Annotated in this window: 16 protein-coding genes; 9 read left to right on the top strand and 7 right to left on the bottom strand. The window is 40.8% G+C overall.

Annotated elements, in window-relative coordinates:
- Positions 1 to 45: 45 nt before the first annotated feature.
- Positions 46 to 1,365: a class I SAM-dependent RNA methyltransferase gene (locus JWG41_RS13680; protein ID WP_205270488.1), complete on the bottom strand. Its 1,320-nt coding sequence runs from the start codon at positions 1,363 to 1,365 to the stop codon at positions 46 to 48.
- Between the two features lie 46 nt (positions 1,366 to 1,411).
- Here JWG41_RS13680 and JWG41_RS13675 point away from each other — a divergent pair, with 46 nt between their 5' ends.
- Positions 1,412 to 3,472, top strand: a complete 2,061-nt coding sequence (locus JWG41_RS13675; protein WP_205270487.1) for an adenylate/guanylate cyclase domain-containing protein — start codon at positions 1,412 to 1,414, stop codon at positions 3,470 to 3,472.
- Here the strand turns inward: JWG41_RS13675 and JWG41_RS13670 are convergent.
- The 3 genes from JWG41_RS13670 to JWG41_RS13660 are packed head-to-tail and all read right to left on the bottom strand — an operon-like array spanning position 3,469 to position 5,962.
- Entirely contained in the window at positions 3,469 to 4,194 is a 726-nt protein-coding gene (locus JWG41_RS13670; protein WP_205270486.1) for a DNA alkylation repair protein, read from the bottom strand. The genes JWG41_RS13675 and JWG41_RS13670 overlap by 4 nt on opposite strands.
- Positions 4,191 to 4,475: an ATP-dependent Clp protease adaptor ClpS gene (locus JWG41_RS13665; protein WP_205270485.1), complete on the bottom strand. Its 285-nt coding sequence runs from the start codon at positions 4,473 to 4,475 to the stop codon at positions 4,191 to 4,193. Before JWG41_RS13665 ends, JWG41_RS13670 begins: the two co-directional genes overlap by 4 nt.
- Positions 4,472 to 5,962 carry a deoxyribodipyrimidine photolyase gene (locus JWG41_RS13660; protein ID WP_205270484.1) on the bottom strand — a complete coding sequence of 497 codons (1,491 nt, stop codon included), beginning with the start codon at positions 5,960 to 5,962 and terminating at the stop codon, positions 4,472 to 4,474. The genes JWG41_RS13665 and JWG41_RS13660 overlap by 4 nt, the downstream gene beginning before the upstream one ends.
- 295 nt (positions 5,963 to 6,257) lie before the next feature.
- Here JWG41_RS13660 and JWG41_RS13655 point away from each other — a divergent pair, with 295 nt between their 5' ends.
- Positions 6,258 to 7,646 carry an ammonium transporter gene (locus JWG41_RS13655; protein ID WP_205270483.1) on the top strand — a complete coding sequence of 463 codons (1,389 nt, stop codon included), beginning with the start codon at positions 6,258 to 6,260 and terminating at the stop codon, positions 7,644 to 7,646.
- Between the two features lie 20 nt (positions 7,647 to 7,666).
- On the top strand, positions 7,667 to 8,011 hold the full coding sequence (locus JWG41_RS13650) for a P-II family nitrogen regulator (RefSeq protein WP_004786287.1): 345 nt from the start codon (positions 7,667 to 7,669) through the stop codon (positions 8,009 to 8,011).
- A gap of 74 nt (positions 8,012 to 8,085) precedes the next feature.
- Here JWG41_RS13650 and JWG41_RS13645 read toward each other — a convergent pair whose 3' ends face one another.
- From JWG41_RS13645 to JWG41_RS13635, 3 genes are read right to left on the bottom strand one after another with little or no spacing between them, the layout of a single operon-like run.
- On the bottom strand, positions 8,086 to 11,424 hold the full coding sequence (locus tag JWG41_RS13645) for a GH36-type glycosyl hydrolase domain-containing protein (protein WP_232374000.1): 3,339 nt from the start codon (positions 11,422 to 11,424) through the stop codon (positions 8,086 to 8,088).
- Complete coding sequence (locus tag JWG41_RS13640; protein ID WP_205270482.1) at positions 11,382 to 13,088, bottom strand: ABC transporter ATP-binding protein/permease; 1,707 nt, start codon at positions 13,086 to 13,088, stop codon at positions 11,382 to 11,384. Before JWG41_RS13640 ends, JWG41_RS13645 begins: the two co-directional genes overlap by 43 nt.
- A gap of 55 nt (positions 13,089 to 13,143) precedes the next feature.
- Complete coding sequence (locus JWG41_RS13635; protein ID WP_205270481.1) at positions 13,144 to 14,496, bottom strand: adenylate/guanylate cyclase domain-containing protein; 1,353 nt, start codon at positions 14,494 to 14,496, stop codon at positions 13,144 to 13,146.
- Positions 14,497 to 14,650: 154 nt separating this feature from the next.
- On the opposite strand from JWG41_RS13635, the gene JWG41_RS13630 reads away from it, so the two are divergent.
- The 6 genes from JWG41_RS13630 (at position 14,651) to rpmI (ending at position 19,876) form a co-directional block, all read left to right on the top strand.
- Entirely contained in the window at positions 14,651 to 15,541 is an 891-nt protein-coding gene (locus JWG41_RS13630; RefSeq protein ID WP_205270480.1) for an alpha/beta fold hydrolase, read from the top strand.
- Positions 15,526 to 16,119, top strand: a complete 594-nt coding sequence (locus tag JWG41_RS13625; protein ID WP_205270479.1) for a TetR/AcrR family transcriptional regulator — start codon at positions 15,526 to 15,528, stop codon at positions 16,117 to 16,119. The genes JWG41_RS13630 and JWG41_RS13625 overlap by 16 nt, the downstream gene beginning before the upstream one ends.
- Positions 16,120 to 16,168: 49 nt before the next feature.
- On the top strand, positions 16,169 to 18,082 hold the full coding sequence (thrS, locus tag JWG41_RS13620; protein ID WP_205270478.1) for a threonine--tRNA ligase: 1,914 nt from the start codon (positions 16,169 to 16,171) through the stop codon (positions 18,080 to 18,082).
- A 49-nt stretch (positions 18,083 to 18,131) separates the two neighbouring features.
- Positions 18,132 to 19,013: a hypothetical protein gene (locus JWG41_RS13615; RefSeq protein WP_205270477.1), complete on the top strand. Its 882-nt coding sequence runs from the start codon at positions 18,132 to 18,134 to the stop codon at positions 19,011 to 19,013.
- A gap of 90 nt (positions 19,014 to 19,103) precedes the next feature.
- Entirely contained in the window at positions 19,104 to 19,667 is a 564-nt protein-coding gene (gene infC / locus JWG41_RS13610) for a translation initiation factor IF-3 (RefSeq protein WP_002975194.1), read from the top strand.
- Between the two features lie 8 nt (positions 19,668 to 19,675).
- Entirely contained in the window at positions 19,676 to 19,876 is a 201-nt protein-coding gene (gene rpmI, locus JWG41_RS13605) for a 50S ribosomal protein L35 (RefSeq protein WP_002988170.1), read from the top strand.
- The last annotated feature ends 3 nt before the right edge of the window (positions 19,877 to 19,879 follow it).

Below are 19,879 nucleotides of genomic sequence, written 5' to 3'. Positions count from 1 at the left end.
CCCTCGTTTCTAATTTCGGAGGAATTCCGAAATTGGTGAAGGGATTTATCGTGACTTTCGGCGAAAGAAAAGCACGGATTCTGTATGGGGAGTGTGCGGGTAGGGATCAATCAGGATTCCATCCACAAAGTCATATTCACTTTGAAAGATGGCGATATCTTCCTTCTGCGAGTAAGGATTACAAGAGACATAGAACAGAGACTCCGGCCCGAAATCACGAATCCATTGGCAAACGAGTTTTCCGGCTCCTGCACGAGGAGGATCCAAAATTAGAGTCGCATCTTCTTTGGCACGCAAAAGCTCTGTGGACATAAATAAATTGGCGATTTGAAAAGAGTGGGATTTGTTTGGGTAACGTTCTTCGAAGGTTTTTGTGGCAATGGCAATGGAGGATTCTGTCAGTTCATATCCGTCTACATGATCAAAAGATTCCCCGTATAACAAGGAGAAGAAGCCGTTTCCACAAAATAAATCGATAAGACTTGAGCAAGAGGCAGGCAATCTTTCTTTGATAAATGAAAGGATAGGTAAAAAACCTTTGGGGTTCGGTTGGAAAAAAGAATCAAAAGGAATTTGAAACGATTCTCCAAGAACCATTTCCGTAAATGTGGATTTCCCACGTAAAATTTCGGGTCTTCCGGAAGCAGAGACTTCTGATTTGGGTCTATTGTAACAAAAGAGTAGGGACTCTTGTGATAACGACTGCAAACAAAGATTTCGAAATGCGTCCATAGAAGTATGGCTTTCATATCCATCCGTAAAAGTAAAAATTAAAATCCCATCGTCCGTATTTTGTGCCTTACGAATGGTGAGGTATTTCAGTCCCCCTTCTTCTGACCTTCGATCCCAAATGACTTCTGGCATTTGATTCAGTACAGATTGTACATCTTTTAACGCTTGGTTGGCCCAAGACGATTGGATGGAACAAGTTGTGATGGGAACTACCTTTCGAAAATTTCCCCTTTGTCTTTGCCCAATCACAGGCCCCGGAAATACAGAAAAATCCATCCGAGACCGATAGGCATAAATTTGTTCGGAAGGAAGTGGAGTGATGGCGATTCCTAAATCTTTTTGGAACCCTTGCAGAATGGGAGAAAATTTGAGTTCTAATTGTTTCTCATATTCGATGTGTTGGCCTGTGCATCCGCCGCATTCTCCAAACACATCACAATGTACTAATTTCCAATCATGGTTACGGATGGTTTCCTGAATGCGTAAGGACCTTTGTCTCGGCCTTCGTTTGACATACTCAACATGGAGTTCGTCCCCAGGATAGGCAAAAAACACATTCACCTTTTTTCCGTTAGGTGCTGTGACGATTCCAGAAAAGTCAGAATCTAAACTTTCCACAATGACTTTATCCAATGTTTTCTACTTGCCAGTTCCTTTTGATTTTTATAAGATTTCCGACATGGTTTTTTCGAAAAGACTCTTTTGTATATTTCAGATTTTCCTTATTTTTACGGGATTTCTCTCAAGCCTTTCTGCACAAGTCCTCCTCACCAACCAAATTTTGGATCTTAGGTCAGAGACTTCTTTTGGGCAATCTGTCCATAAGTGGAGTTTCAAACCAGGTGACTCCCCCCTTGTGACGGAAACAGAGGAAGATGATTTATATTTAGATGAAGAAAACGGACAAACCAAGGCTTTACGATTTGCTCATGCCCAGCCCATTTTGGGAGAATCGGTCAGGAATGGTTGGATCTCAGGATTCCAAATCCAAACCGCTTGGGATAAGGTGAGAGATGGAGATGGGGAATTGTATTTTCCTGATTTCAAACAATTTAAGGAGTCCTATAAAGGATATGCTTGGTACAGAACCGAAATCCTAATTTCTGCGGAAGACATTCGTTCCAAATTCAAATCAAGAAACCTGACAGTTCGGTTGGGACAAATCAGCCAAGCGGATGCTGTGTATTGGAATGGAAAATTCATCGGTGGCACAGGGCTTTCTTTGGATACGGAAGTGGGAACGGAGTTAGAAGACAAATCTCTCTACAGCGATAAAGTTCGTTTTTACAGAATCCCTTTTGATCAATTAAAAATCGATGAACCCAATATCCTCGCCGTTCGAGTGTATGCAAAATATCCCTTAAGTCCTGGACTTTCGCATGATAAGTTTTATGTATCTTCGGTAAAATATTCAGAACGCGCTGAGTATTGGAACGATTTTAAAAAGATATTTGTAATCGTACTCACTCTGTTACTCGGCAGTTTCTATTTATACTGGCAGTTTTTGTTTCGAGGTGAGGATGAAGCGACCATTTACTTTGCCTTAGGTTCTATATTTATGGCATTGAATACTTTATTCCAAAGCCAAATCATTTATTCTGTGATTGGAGATGGATTTTGGATTAAAAAAATAGAGTATGTTGCTTGGATTGGCCTTGTTCATTTACTTTTTAACTTCATTGTTCGGTTTGCTCATGTCAGACAAGGTTGGATCAAAATCACCAACAGGTATATCGACCTCGCAGGCCTTATATCCATTCTTGTGGTTCTATTCTCTCCGAATTTTTTCTTTCTCTCTAAGTTTTTCTCTAGTTGGAGTTTTGTCACCATCGTCCTTGGTGGGGCCTTGTTTTATATCATCTTTCTCGGAAGAAAGGTGCCTTCAATGGGAACAGTCTCTCTGGGATTTTTTGCCTTCGTGGCTCTCATACTGAATGATATCTTTGTGGAAATGCAATGGGAATGGTATCCAAGCCATACGTATCTAAAAGATTATGCGTTTGCTGCTTTTTCGATTTCCGTCGCTCTTTCTATTGTAAAGAATATGATCGATTCGAGAAGGCTTGTGGAAAAACAAAGGGAAGAAAAAGACAGGTTGTCTCGGTATTTCTCCCCAGCGGTGATGGAAACCATTGTTGCCGATAATATCAAGTTAGGTGGTGAGGAAAAAAATATTGCTACTTTGTTTTCTGATATTGTTGGGTTTACCACTTTTGCGGAACAAAATCCTCCCGGTGTTGTCCTTCAAAGTTTAAATACTATCTTTGAATCCTTATCGGATTTGATTTTTCATTATTCTGCGACTTTGGATAAGTTCATCGGAGATGCCATTATGGCTTTTTGGGGTGCGCCTAAACAAACCGAACTGGATGCCTACCATGCCATTGCCTGCGCTGTGGATATGCAGAAAAAAATGGAAGAGATCAATCGCGATTTAGGAGTTCCACCGGGAACTTTTCGTTTGCGGATTGGTGTCAATTTTGGGGAAGCCATTGTGGGTAACATCGGTTCTGTGAAACGAATGGACTATACAGTGATTGGAGATGCCGTCAATACTGCTGCAAGGCTCGAAAGTCATGGAATTCCTGGGAAAGTCGCGGTATCAGAGGCAGCCTTTCTTGCGGCGGGTGGAAGTGAATACATCGAATACGAAGATATCAAGGAACTAACTCTCAAAGGGAAGGCAGAACCGGTCAAAGTGTACTTTGTAACCAAGGTAAAACCAAGATCTACTGTTTAAACATTGGAATCTTGGGATAACCAAAACTTCCTTTCCGGTTCGGGAAGTTTTTCGATCGCATAACGAAGCATCGTTCTTGGCATTTTGGAAACATGAGAGTTTAAAAAACTTTTTAAAGTTTTAGGGTCTCGGTTTCCAATTTCTCGTAACATCCAACCTGTGGCTTTGTGGATGAGATCATGTTCATGGGAAAGATAGGATATACAGTAAAGTAATGTATCCTCAAAATCACCTTTCCTTATAAAATAAAATGTACTAAGGATGGCAATTCGGTTCTCCCATAGATCTTTTGATTTTTGAAACTGATGGAGAATCTTTCGACTTCGTTCGAAGTAATAGGCTCCGAGAATTTTTTCGGCACTCGAATCGACTAAATCCCAGTTATTGATGGATTTTGTATGACGAAGGTAAAAATCTACAATTTCTTTTTGTTCCGACTCATTCGTTTGTTTGGATGTGAATTTGAATACTAAGATAAAAAGAGTAGTGAGTCTCACCTCATGGAATGGAGAGGTGATGAGAGTTTCTAGATTTTTAAGATTTATCTCTTTATAGTATTGTTTGGCAATTTGTCTTTGAATCGGGACAGTCACTCCTAAAAACTTGTCACCTTCACCGTATTCTCCAGGTCCTGCTTTAAAGAACTTAGGAAGGAAATCCGCCTTTTCTTTGTTACTTGCTTTTTTTAAATCAGAAAGGATGGATTCTGGAATGGATTTCATACACCTAAAATTACCGTTAAGTTGGCATTCGTCATATTTTCTGCAACAGTTTCACATTCTTCCATACTACCTTGGAAACAAACAGCTTTCCCGTTTGTATGTGCTTCCATTGCAATTTTTTTAGCGTCTTTTTTGGTTTTAAAACAAAGTTTCATGATACAATCTTCTACATAAGAAAATTCATGGATCGAGTCATTGAATAAAATGACAAAGTAAAAGTATACGGAATCAAAATGGGTTTGTGTTTCTTCAAATGTGGAAGGTTGGTTCTGTTCTGTCATGGAAACAAAGAGTCGGAGGTTCCGCTCAGTTCACCAATATACTCCAAATAGGATTTCATTTTAAACTTCTTTTTTGTCGAATCGGAGGACATAAACCGCACATTTCCGAATACATTCCGTTCAGGAAACCAAGGCCTATCAAAGAGTCCGAAACACCACAATATCCCTGTATAGGAATTGGGATTTCGTCCATCATAAGCATACTTATTATTGAGATGTTCCAAAATGGAAAAAGCTTCTTCAAAGGTGTTTGTCCATTCGATTACTTTTTTACCCCATAACATTCGCATATAGTTATGCATTCTTCCTGTTTTTACGAGTTCAGTTTGGGCGGCATTCCAAAGTTCATCGTGAGTGTTTGCCGATTCAAATTGTTCTAAGGTATAAACATACTCTCTTGTATCGAATTGGTGTTTTTTAAAGTTGGTTTTGACCCAATCAGGAAGGTTCTCTAAATTGATATGGTGGGGTTTGTCTTTCCAAAAGAAAAGATAACCAATATCTCTCCAGGTAATGAGTTCGTCTAAGAAGTGATTGGTGGAAGAGGAATTGGAATAAAATTGCTCCCGGTCTCCTGGTTTTTGATGGCTCATTCGTTCTGGATTCCATTTCCCTTCAGATCCAGAATTCAAAACCGCTTGGAAAATTTCTTCGATTCCAATATACCCAAAATGAAGGTAAGGTGAAAGTCCACTGGTGGCTGTGATCTCCGGTGTGTTCGGTTGGGAACGGCCCGTTTCATACTCTTGTAATTTTTTGGATATAAATGATTTTAAAACTTTGAGTGCCTCTATCCGACCACCTTTCATTCCTTTGGCGGGAGCTACTAAATCCTTAAACCCAAAGTTTTGTAAAAAAGAATCCAAATCTTTAGGAAGTCCAAATCCTTTGGGAGGTTTTGTGTTTTGATGGAGCCCAAGTAAGTCTTCTTTTTTCCAGAGGGGTTTCGTTCGTTCTGGCATTCCTTTTAAAAATTCTTTATGAATCCAAATTCTTAGAATCCTTGCAGCGCTTGCTGGTCTTTCAAAACGAGAGAGGGGAAGGAGAGAATTACTATCCACGGCAATGAGTGGACAGTCGATTTTTTCTGCGAGTTTACTTGTTTGTTTGGGGATAATAAAACAAGGGAAATCATCGGTAACAATGGCAACTGCCTCTTTGGCAATTTCTTTTAAGATCCCCCGTGCGGGATTTGTTTTGGATTCTACAAACGACCAATAGTTAATCCCCAGTTCGTCTGCTCTTGTTTGGTTGTCATACATTCCTTCCAGAATAAATCTATGGATTCTTTCTGAATTCCAAGGATAGTCGGATCGCAAACCTTCATACACAATCAGTTCTTTATTTTGTTTTTTGGCAAGAGTCACTGCATAGGCAAAGGCATGATTGGAATCAAATCGGCGGTAGGCTTGCATCCAATAGAGGATGTACTTTCCATTTGTTTGTATGGGTTTTTGATTGCAGAGCCGGATTCGTTCCTCGTTCACCCCTATTAGAGCGGATTTCTCCTGTTTCAGGCAGTCTTTTTTCTAACGTCGGTTGGTGAAAGGAGGAGGAGATATGCTTAAAAAATATACTATATGATTTCGATTGAAGCAAAGTGATAGAAGTTTGTGATCTCTCTTTAGACAAGTTCCCACTCATTTGCGAGGAAATTGATACAAAATGGAGGGTTTCTAGGCACGAATTCATTTTTTTCGAGTCCTTTGCCATAAGAATTCAATTCGGGTACCAATCTTGCACTGTTACTAAGCAAATAACATGGAAAGGAAACATGGCAATATGAAACAGTATTTCAAATCAATCGCCTTCCTGCTCCTGGTTGTTCCGATGTTCCTTTTTGCAGATGATGCTGCAACCGTCGCGAACCCGGCGCAAGAAACCGCAAATGCAATCCAAACTTTAACCGTTGGTTTAGACACCTTATGGGTGCTAGTCGCTGGTATGTTGGTATTCTTTATGAATGCCGGTTTTGCTCTCGTTGAATCCGGGTTTGCTCAATCGAAGAACACCGTGAACATTCTCGCAAAAAACTTTATCGTTTTTGCAGCAGCAACTTTCTCCTACTGGGCAATCGGTTGGGGTTTGATGTTTGGTGATGGTTCTCCGTTTTTGGCAACCGAAGGTCTTTTCTTCTTAGGTGGAGCTGATAATTCTCCTGCAATCGGTGACGCATACCAAGGTGTGTATTCATCTATGAATTGGACGGGCGTTCCTCTTTTTGCAAAATTTTTCTTCCAATTGGTCTTTGCAGCAACAGCAGCAACCATCGTGTCTGGAGCTGTGGCAGAACGAATTAAATTTCATTCCTTCCTTATCTTCTCCTTTATTCTTGTAGCGTTTCTATATCCATTCACAGGTCACTGGGTATGGGGTGGTGGATGGATTTCTGCACTCGGTTTCCATGACTTTGCTGGATCCACCGTAGTACACTCCGTAGGTGGTTGGGCCGCTCTTGCTGGCGCCATCGTTCTTGGAGCAAGAAAAGGCAAATTTTTACCAGACGGTAGAATCAAACCAATTCTTGGTCACAACATGACTTCTGCAGCTCTTGGAACTCTCATTCTTTGGCTCGGTTGGTTTGGATTTAACCCTGGTTCTACTATGGGTGTAGGTGATGGAAGTACAATGTCGCATGTGATTGTGACTACAAACATCTCTGCAGCTCTTGGAGCACTTGCATCAACTGTAACGGCTTGGATCATTTTGAAAAAACCTGATCTTGGTATGATTCTGAACGGAACACTTGCTGGTCTTGTTGGTATCACTGCACCATGTGCGATTGTTAGCCCAACTTCAGCTGCCATTATCGGTGCCGTATCCGGTGTTTTGGTTGTATTGTCCGTTCTTTTCTTTGACAAAATCAAAATTGATGACCCGGTAGGTGCAACTTCTGTTCACTTAGTATGTGGTATTTGGGGAACATTAGCAGTTGCCATCTTCGGTTACGAAGGTTCACCGGCTGGAGTAGAAGTTCCTTCCATTCTCACACAACTTTACGGAATCCTTGCAATTGGTGGTTTCACATTCACAGTATCACTTGTATTGTGGTTTGTGTTGAAACTAGCTGGTGGAATCCGAGTGGGTGAAGAAGAAGAACTTAGTGGTTTGGATCTTGGGGAACACGGAGCAGAAGCTTACCCTGATTTCAATATCCGAGCTCGTGGTTAAGGGAATAGGAGTATAACATTATGAAAATGATCATTGCAATCATCCAACCACATAAGTTGGAAGAAGTTAAAGCAGAGTTAACTAAAAACGAAATCTATCGTCTCACAGTTTCTGACGTTCAAGGTTACGGACAACAAAAAGGAAAAACAGAAGTATTTCGTGGTCACGAATACACTGTGAACCTACTTCGCAAAGTGCGTTTAGAAATCGCGGTTAACGATGAATTCGTAAAACCAACTGTTGATGCAATTTTAAAAGCAGCAAAAAGTGGTGATGGAAAAATCGGAGACGGAAAGATTTTTATCTCTCCTTTAGAAGAAGTGATTCGAATCAGAACGGGCGAGAAAGGAAAAAGCGCCATTTAACATTTAACTTCCTTAATTCAAAGGAAAAATCGGAAAACGTGCGGGGAGGAAGTGATTCTTTCCCTCGCGTTTTTTTATTGTAACTTGATTTCTAGTTGGTTGTTCTCTTCCAACAAAACCTTTTTTAAATCAGAAAAATATAACTTCACACCACCTCTACGGTAACGGTTCTCCTTTCTTTGTAAGGGAATGGATTTTTGATTCAGACTCACAGATTCAATCGTTGCATTTATTGAATCCACAATATAAGTAATACAAAGATCTTTATCGAACAAACGAACATTCCATTCCAATCCATCCAAACCTTTGGGTAGAGTGGGATCGATCTCAAGTCTGTCATGAAAGATTCGAATTCCAAACAAACATTCATAAACCAGTTTGATATAGATTCCTGGCCCGCTGGAATAGACCCGCCAACCCCCTTCCAAAGGAATTTTTCCAACAAGTAATTCTTTGTAGTTTTTGTTTGCTTCGTAACGATCTAAAAATAAAGCATCGGAACTCGAATAATAACAGTTAGATTGCCTTGGATTGGCCGAAGGAATTTTCTTTTGGATTCCTATCGGATTTACTAAATTCAAATGATAAAAGAATTCTTCGGACAAACCGAAATGGGCTAGGGCTTCGCAGTAACGTAAGTGAGCATGTGTGTACATAAGGCCAATTTCTCGGCCAAAGTAACTGGCGGTTTCAGCCCGTTTGAACTCTTGACTCACCCCATCCGAGTAAGGCACAGGAGCATCAAAGAGCCGGACTCCATCCACTCCCATGAGGAAATTTTTGATGATCGATAGATGCTCTTCTGCTTCTTCTTTGTTTAAAACTTCCGATAGAATTCCGTAAATCATCGGAAGGACACTGTAGTGGATTCCCGTTTTTTTATCCTTGGGGTGTAAGTAAAATTTTTGTGAATCTATATCTCCGAAGTATCGCAAACCAGAAAGGATTCCGTCTTCCAAACAAAGTTCTTTGATATTTTGTATGAGCGTTTCTAAATCGGTTTGGAAGTCCTTTTGTTTTTCGTATTCTTCTGTTAGGCTGTAAATTTCGATAAGTGCTTTGTAAGTAATCGATTGTAATTCGGCCGTCCAAGTGCTTGTTGCCTTTGTTCGGAACTCATCTCTCACCGGTTGTAAGGAATCGTTCCAATCTCCATGTCCATAAATAGGAAGTTGGGTGCCAGAAATCATACGATCCTTCATAAGGGATATGGTTTTGTTTATAGCGTCCCTTATTGTTCTTGGTTTGGTGCGGTGAGGTGCCTTTGTTTCTTCTTGGAGAAGGTTTAAGTCGTTACTTCGTTCTAAATAAGAGGAAAGGGCAAGGATCGGCCAATAAAGAATATCGCCATGAGAATCACCGGCACGGATTTCTTTATCACGCGGATAAAGCATAAACCACTGTGGCCAATCACCATCTTCATTTTGTTCCTCAAATACACGAAGGAGTAAACTGCGACAAGAGGCAAACTTTCCGCTTGCGAGTAAAAATTCGAATGCCCCTTGGCATACATCTCTTGTGCCCCATCCTCCTCCCGAATATTGTTCGAGTCCTCTTGGGTTTAGGTAGTGGATGCGTGCATTTTGTTCGAACCAGGGAAGGATTTCTTTGATTTGATGGAAACTTTGAGATTCCTTATTTTTGAAATTCGTTACTGGTAAATCAGAAAGGAAATAGAGCCCTTGTGTGTTGTTCGGAATGATTTCAGAAGGCGTGGCATTCAAATCTCCTTGGATGGTAAACTCTAGACTTGAGTTCACAGAAACCAGTGCGGTGAGATAAGACTGATTTCTAGATTGTCCATCGGGAAATAGAATGCGATCGTCCGATATTTCCCAAGAACTAAGATCCTCACTTGTGATTTGGAATCCTTTTTCATCTAATCGTTGGTAGATGGCGGAGGTTGGGTTTGGTTGGACTTGGATTTTTGTTTTATTTTTTAGAATTGTGGGTGGTTTTTCTAAAGCTCCATTGTCCCCATCGAGTGCCGTATGAAAGGAAAGAAGAAAGTTTTTGGTATGTTTACTTCCAGTTCTTAATTGAACAAGAATCCTATGATCTTCGGTCACTTCGATTTGGATGCGAAGGGAATCCGCTTCCCAGTGATAAACCCATTCCACTTGATTGGGTTGCATCACAAGAAAAGAAGGGTAACCTAAAAGTTCGAAACCAGAATCACCTTTTAAAAAAATACGAAATCCATAGGAGTAACATAGGCCAATATAACTATGATTTCGTGATAAGTATTGGTTGATGCTGGTATGGCCTTCTGTGAGTTGGGATAAAAAGATTCCCTTGTAATAACAAGTGACTGTTAGAGAAGATTCATCCGGTGCATCCGATTTCCCTGTGCGTAAAATTTGTCCATGGGGGCGTAAGACTCTGGATTCCTTTTCTTTGAGAACGACATGGGTGGATGTATCAGTAAAAAAAGATAAGATGGATCCGCTTTCTGTTTTTTCCACCTCTCGCCAAGGGTTTGGAAAATAAGATTTTAGATCTAATTCTGTTACCAATTCACCTTCTTTTTGTTTGGTGGAAGAGAACAGACTTGGGACTGGTTTTCTCTGAGGCAAATCCTGTTTTACATCCTGGTTCCATCCCATGGTTAGTTTTTGGATGAGAACTTGCACGCCGGGAAAGGAATCTAAGGTTTCCAGATCGGGAAATAAATATCCATAAAAAGAAGAGGTTTGTTTTTTATCGGGGCAGAGGAGAAAAGGTTCTCTTTCTAGTCCTAGAATTGAATGTTCACCTTGTCTTCGTTTGCCGACGAGTGATTTGTATAGACCATTGGGATATAAATCAAATCCATCGGTGGCATAGGAGTGAACTCGTTCGGAACTAAATAAAAAACTTGCCGGATGTTTTCCCGCTACCGATTCATTTTGTCTGGATAAAATTCCATAACCAAAGTCTTTAGAAAAGATAGGTTCGTGATGGATATAATGGCAGACAAAATATTCATTCAGCCGTGATGCCGGATATTCACAAATCCCTATATCTTGCACATAAACCAAATCACAAGTGAGGGAATCATCATTGCAATTGGTAAGTTCCACTTGGTATCGCCAAGTCGGTTCGGTTGGATGGAGTTCTAAATCCAATGTATAATGAATTTGATGGGCATCCCCTTCTAGGTGATAAGAAGATTCTCCAATTTGAAACTGAGAGTTGGAGTTTGGCCCGAAGAGCGGATAAACTAAAAGGTGGTCTTCTTGATGAATTCTTAAATAGAGATTGGATGTTCCTTGTTCCATCTCATTGCCGAGATAGAGATTCACAAGTAAATCATTGTGATGGATGGAATGAACATTCCCGTTGGATGTTAATTGAAATTGGAGGCCTGATGCGTTTTGAATGGTTTGGATCATTGGATTCGATTGGGTAATTGGGGTGGTGTAAGAGTCCATTTCCCGAAATGAGAAATGTTCAAATGATAATCATATTCCAAAACAGTTTCTTCGTCTTTCGCAATGACCACTGTGGTCACTCCAAGTTTATAAAAGAGTTTTAAAAGTTTTGAAATTTCGAATTTGCCCAAACTTGATCCCGGCCGGTCCAAGATGAGAAATTTTGGTTTTACAAATAAAATACGAATGATGGCAATTTTATATTTTTCGGCTAACGAAAGTTCTTCGTCCCATTCTTTTAAGGCCCTAAGTCCACCGAATCTACGAACCAATGATTCTAAACCCATATTTTTTAACTCTGATAGAATCTCCGCATCTGATACTTCTAGGTTTAGGTAAGCCGGTACAATGACATTTCGAAGCCTCCCTGGGGGAAGGTAGGACTGTTCTGGTAGAAATAGAACTTCATCAAAACTTGGTTTTTTGATTTTACCTTCGGAATGATTGCTAATCGCTGCAATGGATCGAAACAAACTGAGTTTTACGGTTTCATCCAGGGAAGTGATGAGCCATCGTTCTTTTCTGCGAATGGAAAAATCTAGATTGTCTACAAGAAGTTTGGAGCGGTCATTCGAATACAAACTGAAGTTTTCAAAACAAATTTCATCTGCTTTGTAATTGGCTTCTCTTTTTTGTTTCGATTCTGTTTCCGAATGTAACATGGCTGAATCTAAAGAGTGCAAACGTTTGACAACTGCAGAAAACGCAGAAATGGATTGGAACTGAGTGACAATGAGAGAAAATGCATTGAGTAGTGTAGTGAAAGCAATGGCTGCTTGCGTAATGACTCCAAATTCAATTTCCCCTCTCATATAACTGGGAGCTATGATGAGCATTGGTATAATTTGTATAAAATAGTTATAACTATTGGTGAACATACTGAGCCTTAGGTTTACCGAAATGAGTTTTCTAAAGTTATTCACTAACTTACGAAGTCTTGATTTTAACCTTACAGACATCCTTGCTTCTCTATGGGTGACTGCTATGGACTCTGCATGTTGGCGGATATGGAGTAGGTCGGCCCTATAACTTGCTTCCATATCCAACTGGTCATAGTTGATTCGAATGAGCGATTTTCCAAGGAAGATGGTCGAAAAGGTCCCAGCGATTGCATATCCTACTGCCACCAAAAACAAAATAGGATTGATACTCCAAAGAACTCCCGAAAAGGAAATTGCAGAAAAAACACCACCAATAAAGAGTAAGGCGAAGGAAATTGTCGTTGTGGTAAAGGCTTTGACATCATCGGTGATTCTTTGATCAGGATTTTCAATTCCTGGTGTTCCGATGATTTGGTGGAAGGTTCTTTCCGTTAAATAATTTTCCGTAAACCTCCATGTGAGTTGTTCCCGCCAAAGGATGCCGAGTCTTTCTTCCGCATACCGATTGATGGAACCAATCACAGAAGAGATAATAAAAACAATAGCATAAAGGATTGCATTTAAATAAAATGCGTTCACATTTTTTTGTTCGATGGAAGAAATAAAATCCCTTCCTACATAACTATTGATCACATTAAAAACATTGAATAAAATTACAAGAATCACGAGTGTGATCGCGTATCGTATCGCTGTTGGCCCTTGTTTAGATTGGATTAATTGTCGAATGATCTTTGATAGGCGAGCCCAGTTCTTGGGTTGGTTTTGTTTCGATTCTACGGGCATTGGTTCTATCTCTTATCAAAAGACCTTGTTTCATTACAAATGCAAGGAGGTTTTTTTAAGATTCAATTGTGCCGATGGTTAGATCCGTCGCCATTTGATTCCAGATTGATTCTAAATTTTGATCCCATTCGGAAGGAAGATTCTCTCGAATCGAAGAAAGTAAAATGGGGATTAGTTTCGGGAATTCTTTTTTGGAGATACCAATTGCTTCATAAATACTGGATAACTTTGAAATTTCTTTTTTTAATGAGCCGGGATTTCCTAATTTTTCAATCACTGATTCGATTACATTTAAAAACTCATCGGATGTGGTTATCGATTCTGTTTGGGGTTTGGATTCATCCGGGTTTTCTTGGACAAAAGTTTTCAGTTTGGTTCCGTAGTCTTCGATCCAAAGAGGATTGTTTCTTAGAACCAAGTCAAAAGATTTTTGAATGCGTAAAATGGGGTCGGAATCTTTAAACCCAAGTACAGAATAGGCTGTCATCTTTTCTGACTTCCCGCGAAGTCTTGTAATTACCTTTTTGTCGATCGAAAGAGAACTTTTAAGTTGGTTATAAATTTCATCAGATACGAGAAGCTGTGTATTTGTTTTTTTATTCAAAGCTTCGAGGCGGCTTGCGACATTCACTGTATCCCCAAGAACTGTTTGGCTTTTGTGTTCGGAGTGACCAATGTCTCCGTAAATTACATTGCCTGCATGAAGGCCAATACGAATATCAAAACTAAAATTGAACCTGTCTTTCATTTCTAGGTTGAATTTCTTCAATTGATCAAACATACGAAGGCAAGCCCGTATTGCTGAACGAATGGTTTCTCGTTTTCCTTGTGCGATGCTCTCTTCACTTGCCGTTTTCAATTGCTCTCTGTTTTTTAATTGGAAAAACGCCAAAATCCCATCACCAATAAATTTATCAATTTCTCCGCCGTTATTGAGAATGGGCTCACTCATCTCTTGAAAGAAACGGTTGAGTACAAAAACAACATCATAAGGAAGGCTTGCTTCTGTAAATGCAGTGAATCCTTTGATGTCTAAGAAAAGGATGACCGCATAACATTCCTCACCTGTTTTGGAAGACTTGGATTCACTTGTGACGGTTTTTAAATCTTTATTGTCTTTGATGATCCGCCGGAGGGACACGTCCCCAAACACTTCGGTTTGGCAAGCAAGTCGGATCTCTGAAGGCCAACCCTTTCTATCGGCAAGGGTCTGTTCTCTTTCGTTGCGATCACTGAGTTGGTTTAGGCCGTCGGTGATGAAAACCCGACAAGTGGTACATTTAGCATTTCCACCGCAAAGATGGTAAAGGGGGAAGTCATGTTTGAGAGCCGTTTCCAGGATGGTGGCTCCAGGTTTCTCTGTTTTTAATGGGAAAATTTCTTTGTCTTCAAAGGTAACTATAAACATGGATCACCAAATCTTTCGGATCATCAAAGTTTACCCTGCTTTTTAAGGAAAGGGCAAGCGAGAAAACACTAAAATCCTGGAAAAATAATCTGATTTCTGTTTGGATCTTAAAAAACTAATTGCATTAGTTAAATAAACTAATATGGTTAGTTTTATGAAACAAGCCTACCACCTGTCGATTCTTTTGTTAGTTTTACTAACCCCTGGTTTTCTTTTGGGAAAAGAACCTCGGTCACTAGAAAAAATCCCTACATCTTACTTCCAAACCGAAGGAGGGAAACTGGCCTACCTGGAACTTGGTCATGGGAAACGAAATCTCATTCTACTTCCGGGAATTGGGGATAGAAAGGAAAGTTATCTGGAACTGGCAAGGTTACTTGCGAAAGACAATTTTGTATTTGTTTTCGACTTACGAGGACTTGGTGAATCGGATCTGAGTTTTTCTTCTTATGGCCCGAAAGAAACTGCAGAAGACATTCTCTCCTTTATCCAAAAGAAAGATTTGCAAAATGTCTATATTGTTGCGAACTCGATGACGGCCGCTTCTGCAGTCTACATTCGTTCTAAGGAAGAGAGCCGAGTGCTCGGGCTTATTCTTTCTGGTCCCTTTGTTCGCGATAAAGCACCTATCTCTTTTGGAATGAAAACTTTAATCCATTTTGTTTTCAGAGGTCCTTGGGGTCCGAGTGCTTGGGCCTCGTTTTATGAATCCTTATTTCCAGTGAATCCTCCTAAAGATTTAAAAGAAAGATCAGAAAAAATAAAAACCAATCTAAAAGAAGATGGTCGTATGGCGGCTGTTAGATCCATGTTACTCGCACCCAAAACAGAATGTGAACCTGCATTAGAATTGGTTTCGGGCAATGTCATTGTGGTGATGGGTTCTAAAGATCCCGATTTTGATTCTCCTGAAGAAGAAGCCAATTGGATCGCCAAAACTTTGAAGGGAAGGGTGAGTCTGTATGAAGGGGCCGGTCACTATCCCTTTGTAGAAGACCCAGAAAGATTTTACTCCGACGTACAGATGTTATGGCAAAAAAACTAAAACACAAACCGGGTCGTCCCAAAAAAGGCCAAACACAAATCACTCGTGATCTGGTACTAGACCGGGCTTGGGATTTGATTGGAGAAGAGGGTTGGAATGAATTTCGGCTCGCGAAGTTGGCTGAAAATTTAGGAATTCGCACTCCTTCCCTTTACAACCATATCCAGGATATGGAGGAAGTCCGGCGCGAAATGAAACGACGTTCCTTGCAGATATTAGGGGATAAACTTTCTTTGAAATTAAAATCCACGGTCGCAGGCTCAGAACGAATTTCTGAATTTGTTTATGCTTACAGAAGTTTTGCGGTCAAGTATCCTGAGTTTTATCCCCTTACCATTGAGTCCGCAGAATTTGATCCAGAACTGAAAATCCTCGGAGATCGGATTCTTACGATTTGTATGGAGGTCTTTCGGTTCCCAGTTTTGGACGAAGTGGCAGTCCATAGGATTCGCATTTTACGATCCCTATTACATGGATTTATTGTCCTTGAGGCGGTTGGTGGATTCGGTCGCAAAGAATCGGTGGAGGAAAGTTTTAAGAAAATAACAGAATCGTTGGAATCTGGCAGACTCTGGTAAAACTTTACTTTTCGGGAGAGGGCGAGTGCGAAAACTTGGGTATAGAATTATGGCAGCAATTACAATCACACTACCAGATGGAAGCTCCAAAGAACTAGAGTCTGGTAAATCCTTTTCTGATTTCATCCAAGCCCAACTGCCTTTCTTGAAAGAGAAAGCTCTTGCCGTTGTTTTGTCCGATGGTCGCACTGTTGACCTTTCTTATATCCCGACGACGAACACCACGGTAAAATTTCTCACTTTTGATGACACAGATGGAAAAGAAGTTTTCCACCATTCTTCTGCCCACTTACTCGGTATGGCGGTACAACGCCTTTGGTCAGAGGCACGCCTAACCGTCGGCCCTGTCATCGAAAACGGCCCTGGTTTTTTCTTTTATGATATCGACTTTGGAGATACGATTCTCACTCCTGAAGACCTTCCTAAAATCGAAGCCGAAATGGCAAAGATCGTGAAAGAAGATCTCGTTGTGAAAAGATGGGAACTTTCTAAAGAGGAAGCCATTGAAAAATTTAAAAAAGAAAACGAACCTTATAAAGTAGAACTCATCCAAGGCTTTGATTCCGCATCCGTTTCGTTATACGGACAAGGGGAGTGGTATGACCTTTGCCGTGGGCCTCACGTAGCAAGGACTGGCCAACTCAAAGCTTTCAAACTCACTGCCATCTCCGGTGCGTATTGGAAAGGTGATTCTAAAAACAAACAACTCACTCGTATTTATGGTGTCTCCTTTCCCACCAAAAAACAGTTAGACGAATATATCTTCCTTATCGAAGAAGCAAAAAAAAGGGATCATAGAAAACTGGGAAAAGAACTCGATCTTTTTAGTTTCCAAGACGAAGCTCCAGGATTTCCTTTTTGGCATCCTAAAGGAACTGTGCTTTGGAACACTCTTGCATCCTACATTCGAGAAGAATGTTTTCGTCGTGGGTACCAAGAAATCAAAACTCCCGCTATTTTAAATTCCAGTCTTTGGAAGAAGTCGGGACACTGGGACAATTTTAAGGAAAACATGTATTTCACTGACATCGATGAAAGTGAATTTGCAGTGAAACCTATGAACTGTCCTGGATGTTGTTTGATTTATAAATACCATATGCACTCCTACAGAGAACTTCCTCTCAGGTTTATGGAGCTCGGAAATGTTCACAGACATGAAATGTCTGGTGTTCTACATGGACTATTCCGTGTACGTGCTTTCACTCAGGATGATGCGCATATCTATGCACCGCTTGAAAAAGTAGAATCCGAAGTAGAAGACATCATCGACTTTACTTTTGATGTGTATAAAAAATTTGGATTTACGGAATTCAAAACTTTCATTGCAACAAGACCTGAAAAATCGCAAGGAAGTGATGAAGATTGGAATCTCGCGACACAAGCGTTACACGATGCCCTAAAGAAAAAAGGAATCGAATACGGAATCAAAGAAGGGGATGGAGCGTTCTATGGCCCGAAAATTGAATTCAATATTAAGGATTCGCTCGGAAGGTTATGGCAATGCGGAACCGTACAAATTGACTTTTCTATGCCGAATCGCTTTGAACTCGACTTCACTGGGTCTGATGGAAAAAAACATGCACCGGTTATGATCCATAGAGCGATCTACGGATCATTAGAAAGGTTTATTGGAATTCTTATCGAACACTTTGAAGGGAAGTTTCCTTTGTGGCTGAATCCAACACAAATTCGTGTCTTAACTGTGGCAGAAATACATAGTGATTACGCGAAAGAAGTATACCAAGATTTGGTCATGCAAGGATTCCGAGTCGAGTTGGATGTTCGTAACGAAAAGATTGGAAGTAAAATTAGGGATTCCATCCTAAAACGAAGCAGTTACACTTTGATTTTAGGAGATAAAGAAAAAGAAGCAGGATCGATTTCTTTCCGTCGTATGGGCGAAGAAAAAACGGAGACTGTTTCTCGTGATGGATTCATCTCACTTCTGAAAGGTGATCTCTAAATAAAGAAATTTCTTGACTAGCGATTGAGGGAGAGTTACTCTCCCTCCAGTGTCTCCAAACCTCCTCACCACCAAACAAGCCAGTCCGGTCGCATACTACTTGGATCTACCCATCCATCCACCGTATGATGCCCGTGATGCGTTTGATGCCATCCCCATGCAATTACTTCCTTTTGCTGATGGATTGACTGTTGGTTGGAAAGTAAGTCCCATGCAGTTTGTAGATGGGCTTGGTCGGGATCTCAAATTTGATTGTCCCAACATTGTCATTACCGGTGGACAGAACCTAGGGGATGTCCCTGTGGCTTTGTATGTGACGGCAGCTTTCTATGATGCAAAGGGCCGTCTTCTTGCTAGCCAAACCTGCGAACATATCATCCAACCTTGGGAGAGTTACGATGTTCCTGGACTTTGGAGTCGTTTTCCTTTTCCTATCACTGAAATTGCTCGTGCCTCCGTCAGTATCACATCCTACGGTTGGGAAGATCCAAGACCCAAAGAAGCCGTGGTCCTTTCCAAACAAAAACCGAAAACAGAAACCAGGTATGAATGGAAGAGGGAGGCGGGAGTTGTCGGATCCTATAGTTTCCAAAAATGGAATCCAGGAAAGGGAGATCTCCTCTTTGCCAGTGAGACGCTCACCAAAGAAAACCGCATTCGGATTCGGTTGGAGCGCCGCCAAAGTGAGGGTTTGACTTATGTAGCCCTCGTTCAGTCCGGGTCCCCCAAATCACAGACCAAATCCTTCGATCATTTGATCCAATACGCACTTTATACAGAAGATGGCAAACTTTGCCATGGCGGTTCTTGCATGGGAATGGGAAATCACGGAGACCTAGTCTCTCTTGTTCCCATTTTACCGGAGATCTTAGATTCCCCATCCTTGTATTTAGAGCTAGTTGCCTGGGAAGGCCCCTCCGGTTCGCTTTAAGCCAACCAGGCGACGAATTCCGAAAGAAATGTACTTGCTTGCCTGGATTTTGCGCCGAAATTGGAAATTGAAAGAAATTTCGGAGACTGAATGCAGAAACGGCCCAACCCTAGAGGGAACCCAAACCAAGATAAATTCGCCCACATCAGAATTAACGAACAAATTACCAATGTAGCATCGATCCGACTCGTCTCTGACGAAGGATCTGACATCGTTACTCTGGAAGAAGCTCTGAAAAGAGCGAAAGAAGCTAACCTTGATTTGGTGGAAGTCTCGGGAGACCAAGATGTTCACGTCTGTAAGCTGATCGATTTTGGAAAATACAAATTCGAACTTCTTAAAAAAACGAAAGAAGCGAAAAAGAAACAACACGTTGTCACGGTGAAAGAAATTAAAATCCGCCCGCGGATTGATAACCATGACTTCGAGATTAAGAAGCGTCATGCTTTAGAATTCTTGCAAAAGGGTGATAAGGTAAAAGTGACTCTTCGATTCCGAGGCAGAGAGATGGTTCACTCTGAAATTGGAATGAATATTGTTAACCGGTTTGTCGAGGACCTAAAAGAGCATGCCTCTCCCGAAAAAATGCCGGTACACGACGGAAAGACGATAGTGGTCGTGATGAACCCAATTGGTGAAAAACCTAAAGGATAAAAACAACTATGTATAAGCTGAAGACAAATAGGGCAGCAGCCAAACGTTTCAAGTTTACCAAGTCTGGTAAAATTAAACGCGGTTGTGCGTTCCGAAGACATATCTTGGAGAAAAAATCTCCTAAGATGAAACACCAAAGCCGTGGAATGCACCTCATCCACGAAACCGATTATAACCGTGTAGAAAAACTTCTACCTTACGGAGGTTAAACG

It is taken from the genome of Leptospira chreensis, assembly GCF_016919165.1.
In the GTDB taxonomy this organism is placed as follows: Bacteria; Spirochaetota; Leptospiria; order Leptospirales; family Leptospiraceae; genus Leptospira_A; species Leptospira_A chreensis.
This window is presented reverse-complemented; position numbering and strand designations above follow the sequence as displayed.

Coding starts and splice junctions, on each gene's coding strand:
- JWG41_RS13675 (WP_205270487.1), top strand. CDS start 1,412: ATGGTTTTTTCGAAAAGACTCTTTTGTATATTTCAGATTTTCCTTATT.
- JWG41_RS13670 (WP_205270486.1), bottom strand. CDS start 4,194: ATGAAATCCATTCCAGAATCCATCCTTTCTGATTTAAAAAAAGCAAGT.
- JWG41_RS13665 (WP_205270485.1), bottom strand. CDS start 4,475: ATGACAGAACAGAACCAACCTTCCACATTTGAAGAAACACAAACCCAT.
- JWG41_RS13655 (WP_205270483.1), top strand. CDS start 6,258: ATGAAACAGTATTTCAAATCAATCGCCTTCCTGCTCCTGGTTGTTCCG.
- JWG41_RS13650 (WP_004786287.1), top strand. CDS start 7,667: ATGAAAATGATCATTGCAATCATCCAACCACATAAGTTGGAAGAAGTT.
- JWG41_RS13645 (WP_232374000.1), bottom strand. CDS start 11,424: ATGGACTCTTACACCACCCCAATTACCCAATCGAATCCAATGATCCAA.
- JWG41_RS13640 (WP_205270482.1), bottom strand. CDS start 13,088: ATGCCCGTAGAATCGAAACAAAACCAACCCAAGAACTGGGCTCGCCTA.
- JWG41_RS13635 (WP_205270481.1), bottom strand. CDS start 14,496: ATGTTTATAGTTACCTTTGAAGACAAAGAAATTTTCCCATTAAAAACA.
- JWG41_RS13630 (WP_205270480.1), top strand. CDS start 14,651: ATGAAACAAGCCTACCACCTGTCGATTCTTTTGTTAGTTTTACTAACC.
- JWG41_RS13625 (WP_205270479.1), top strand. CDS start 15,526: ATGGCAAAAAAACTAAAACACAAACCGGGTCGTCCCAAAAAAGGCCAA.
- thrS (WP_205270478.1), top strand. CDS start 16,169: ATGGCAGCAATTACAATCACACTACCAGATGGAAGCTCCAAAGAACTA.
- infC (WP_002975194.1), top strand. CDS start 19,104: ATGCAGAAACGGCCCAACCCTAGAGGGAACCCAAACCAAGATAAATTC.
- rpmI (WP_002988170.1), top strand. CDS start 19,676: ATGTATAAGCTGAAGACAAATAGGGCAGCAGCCAAACGTTTCAAGTTT.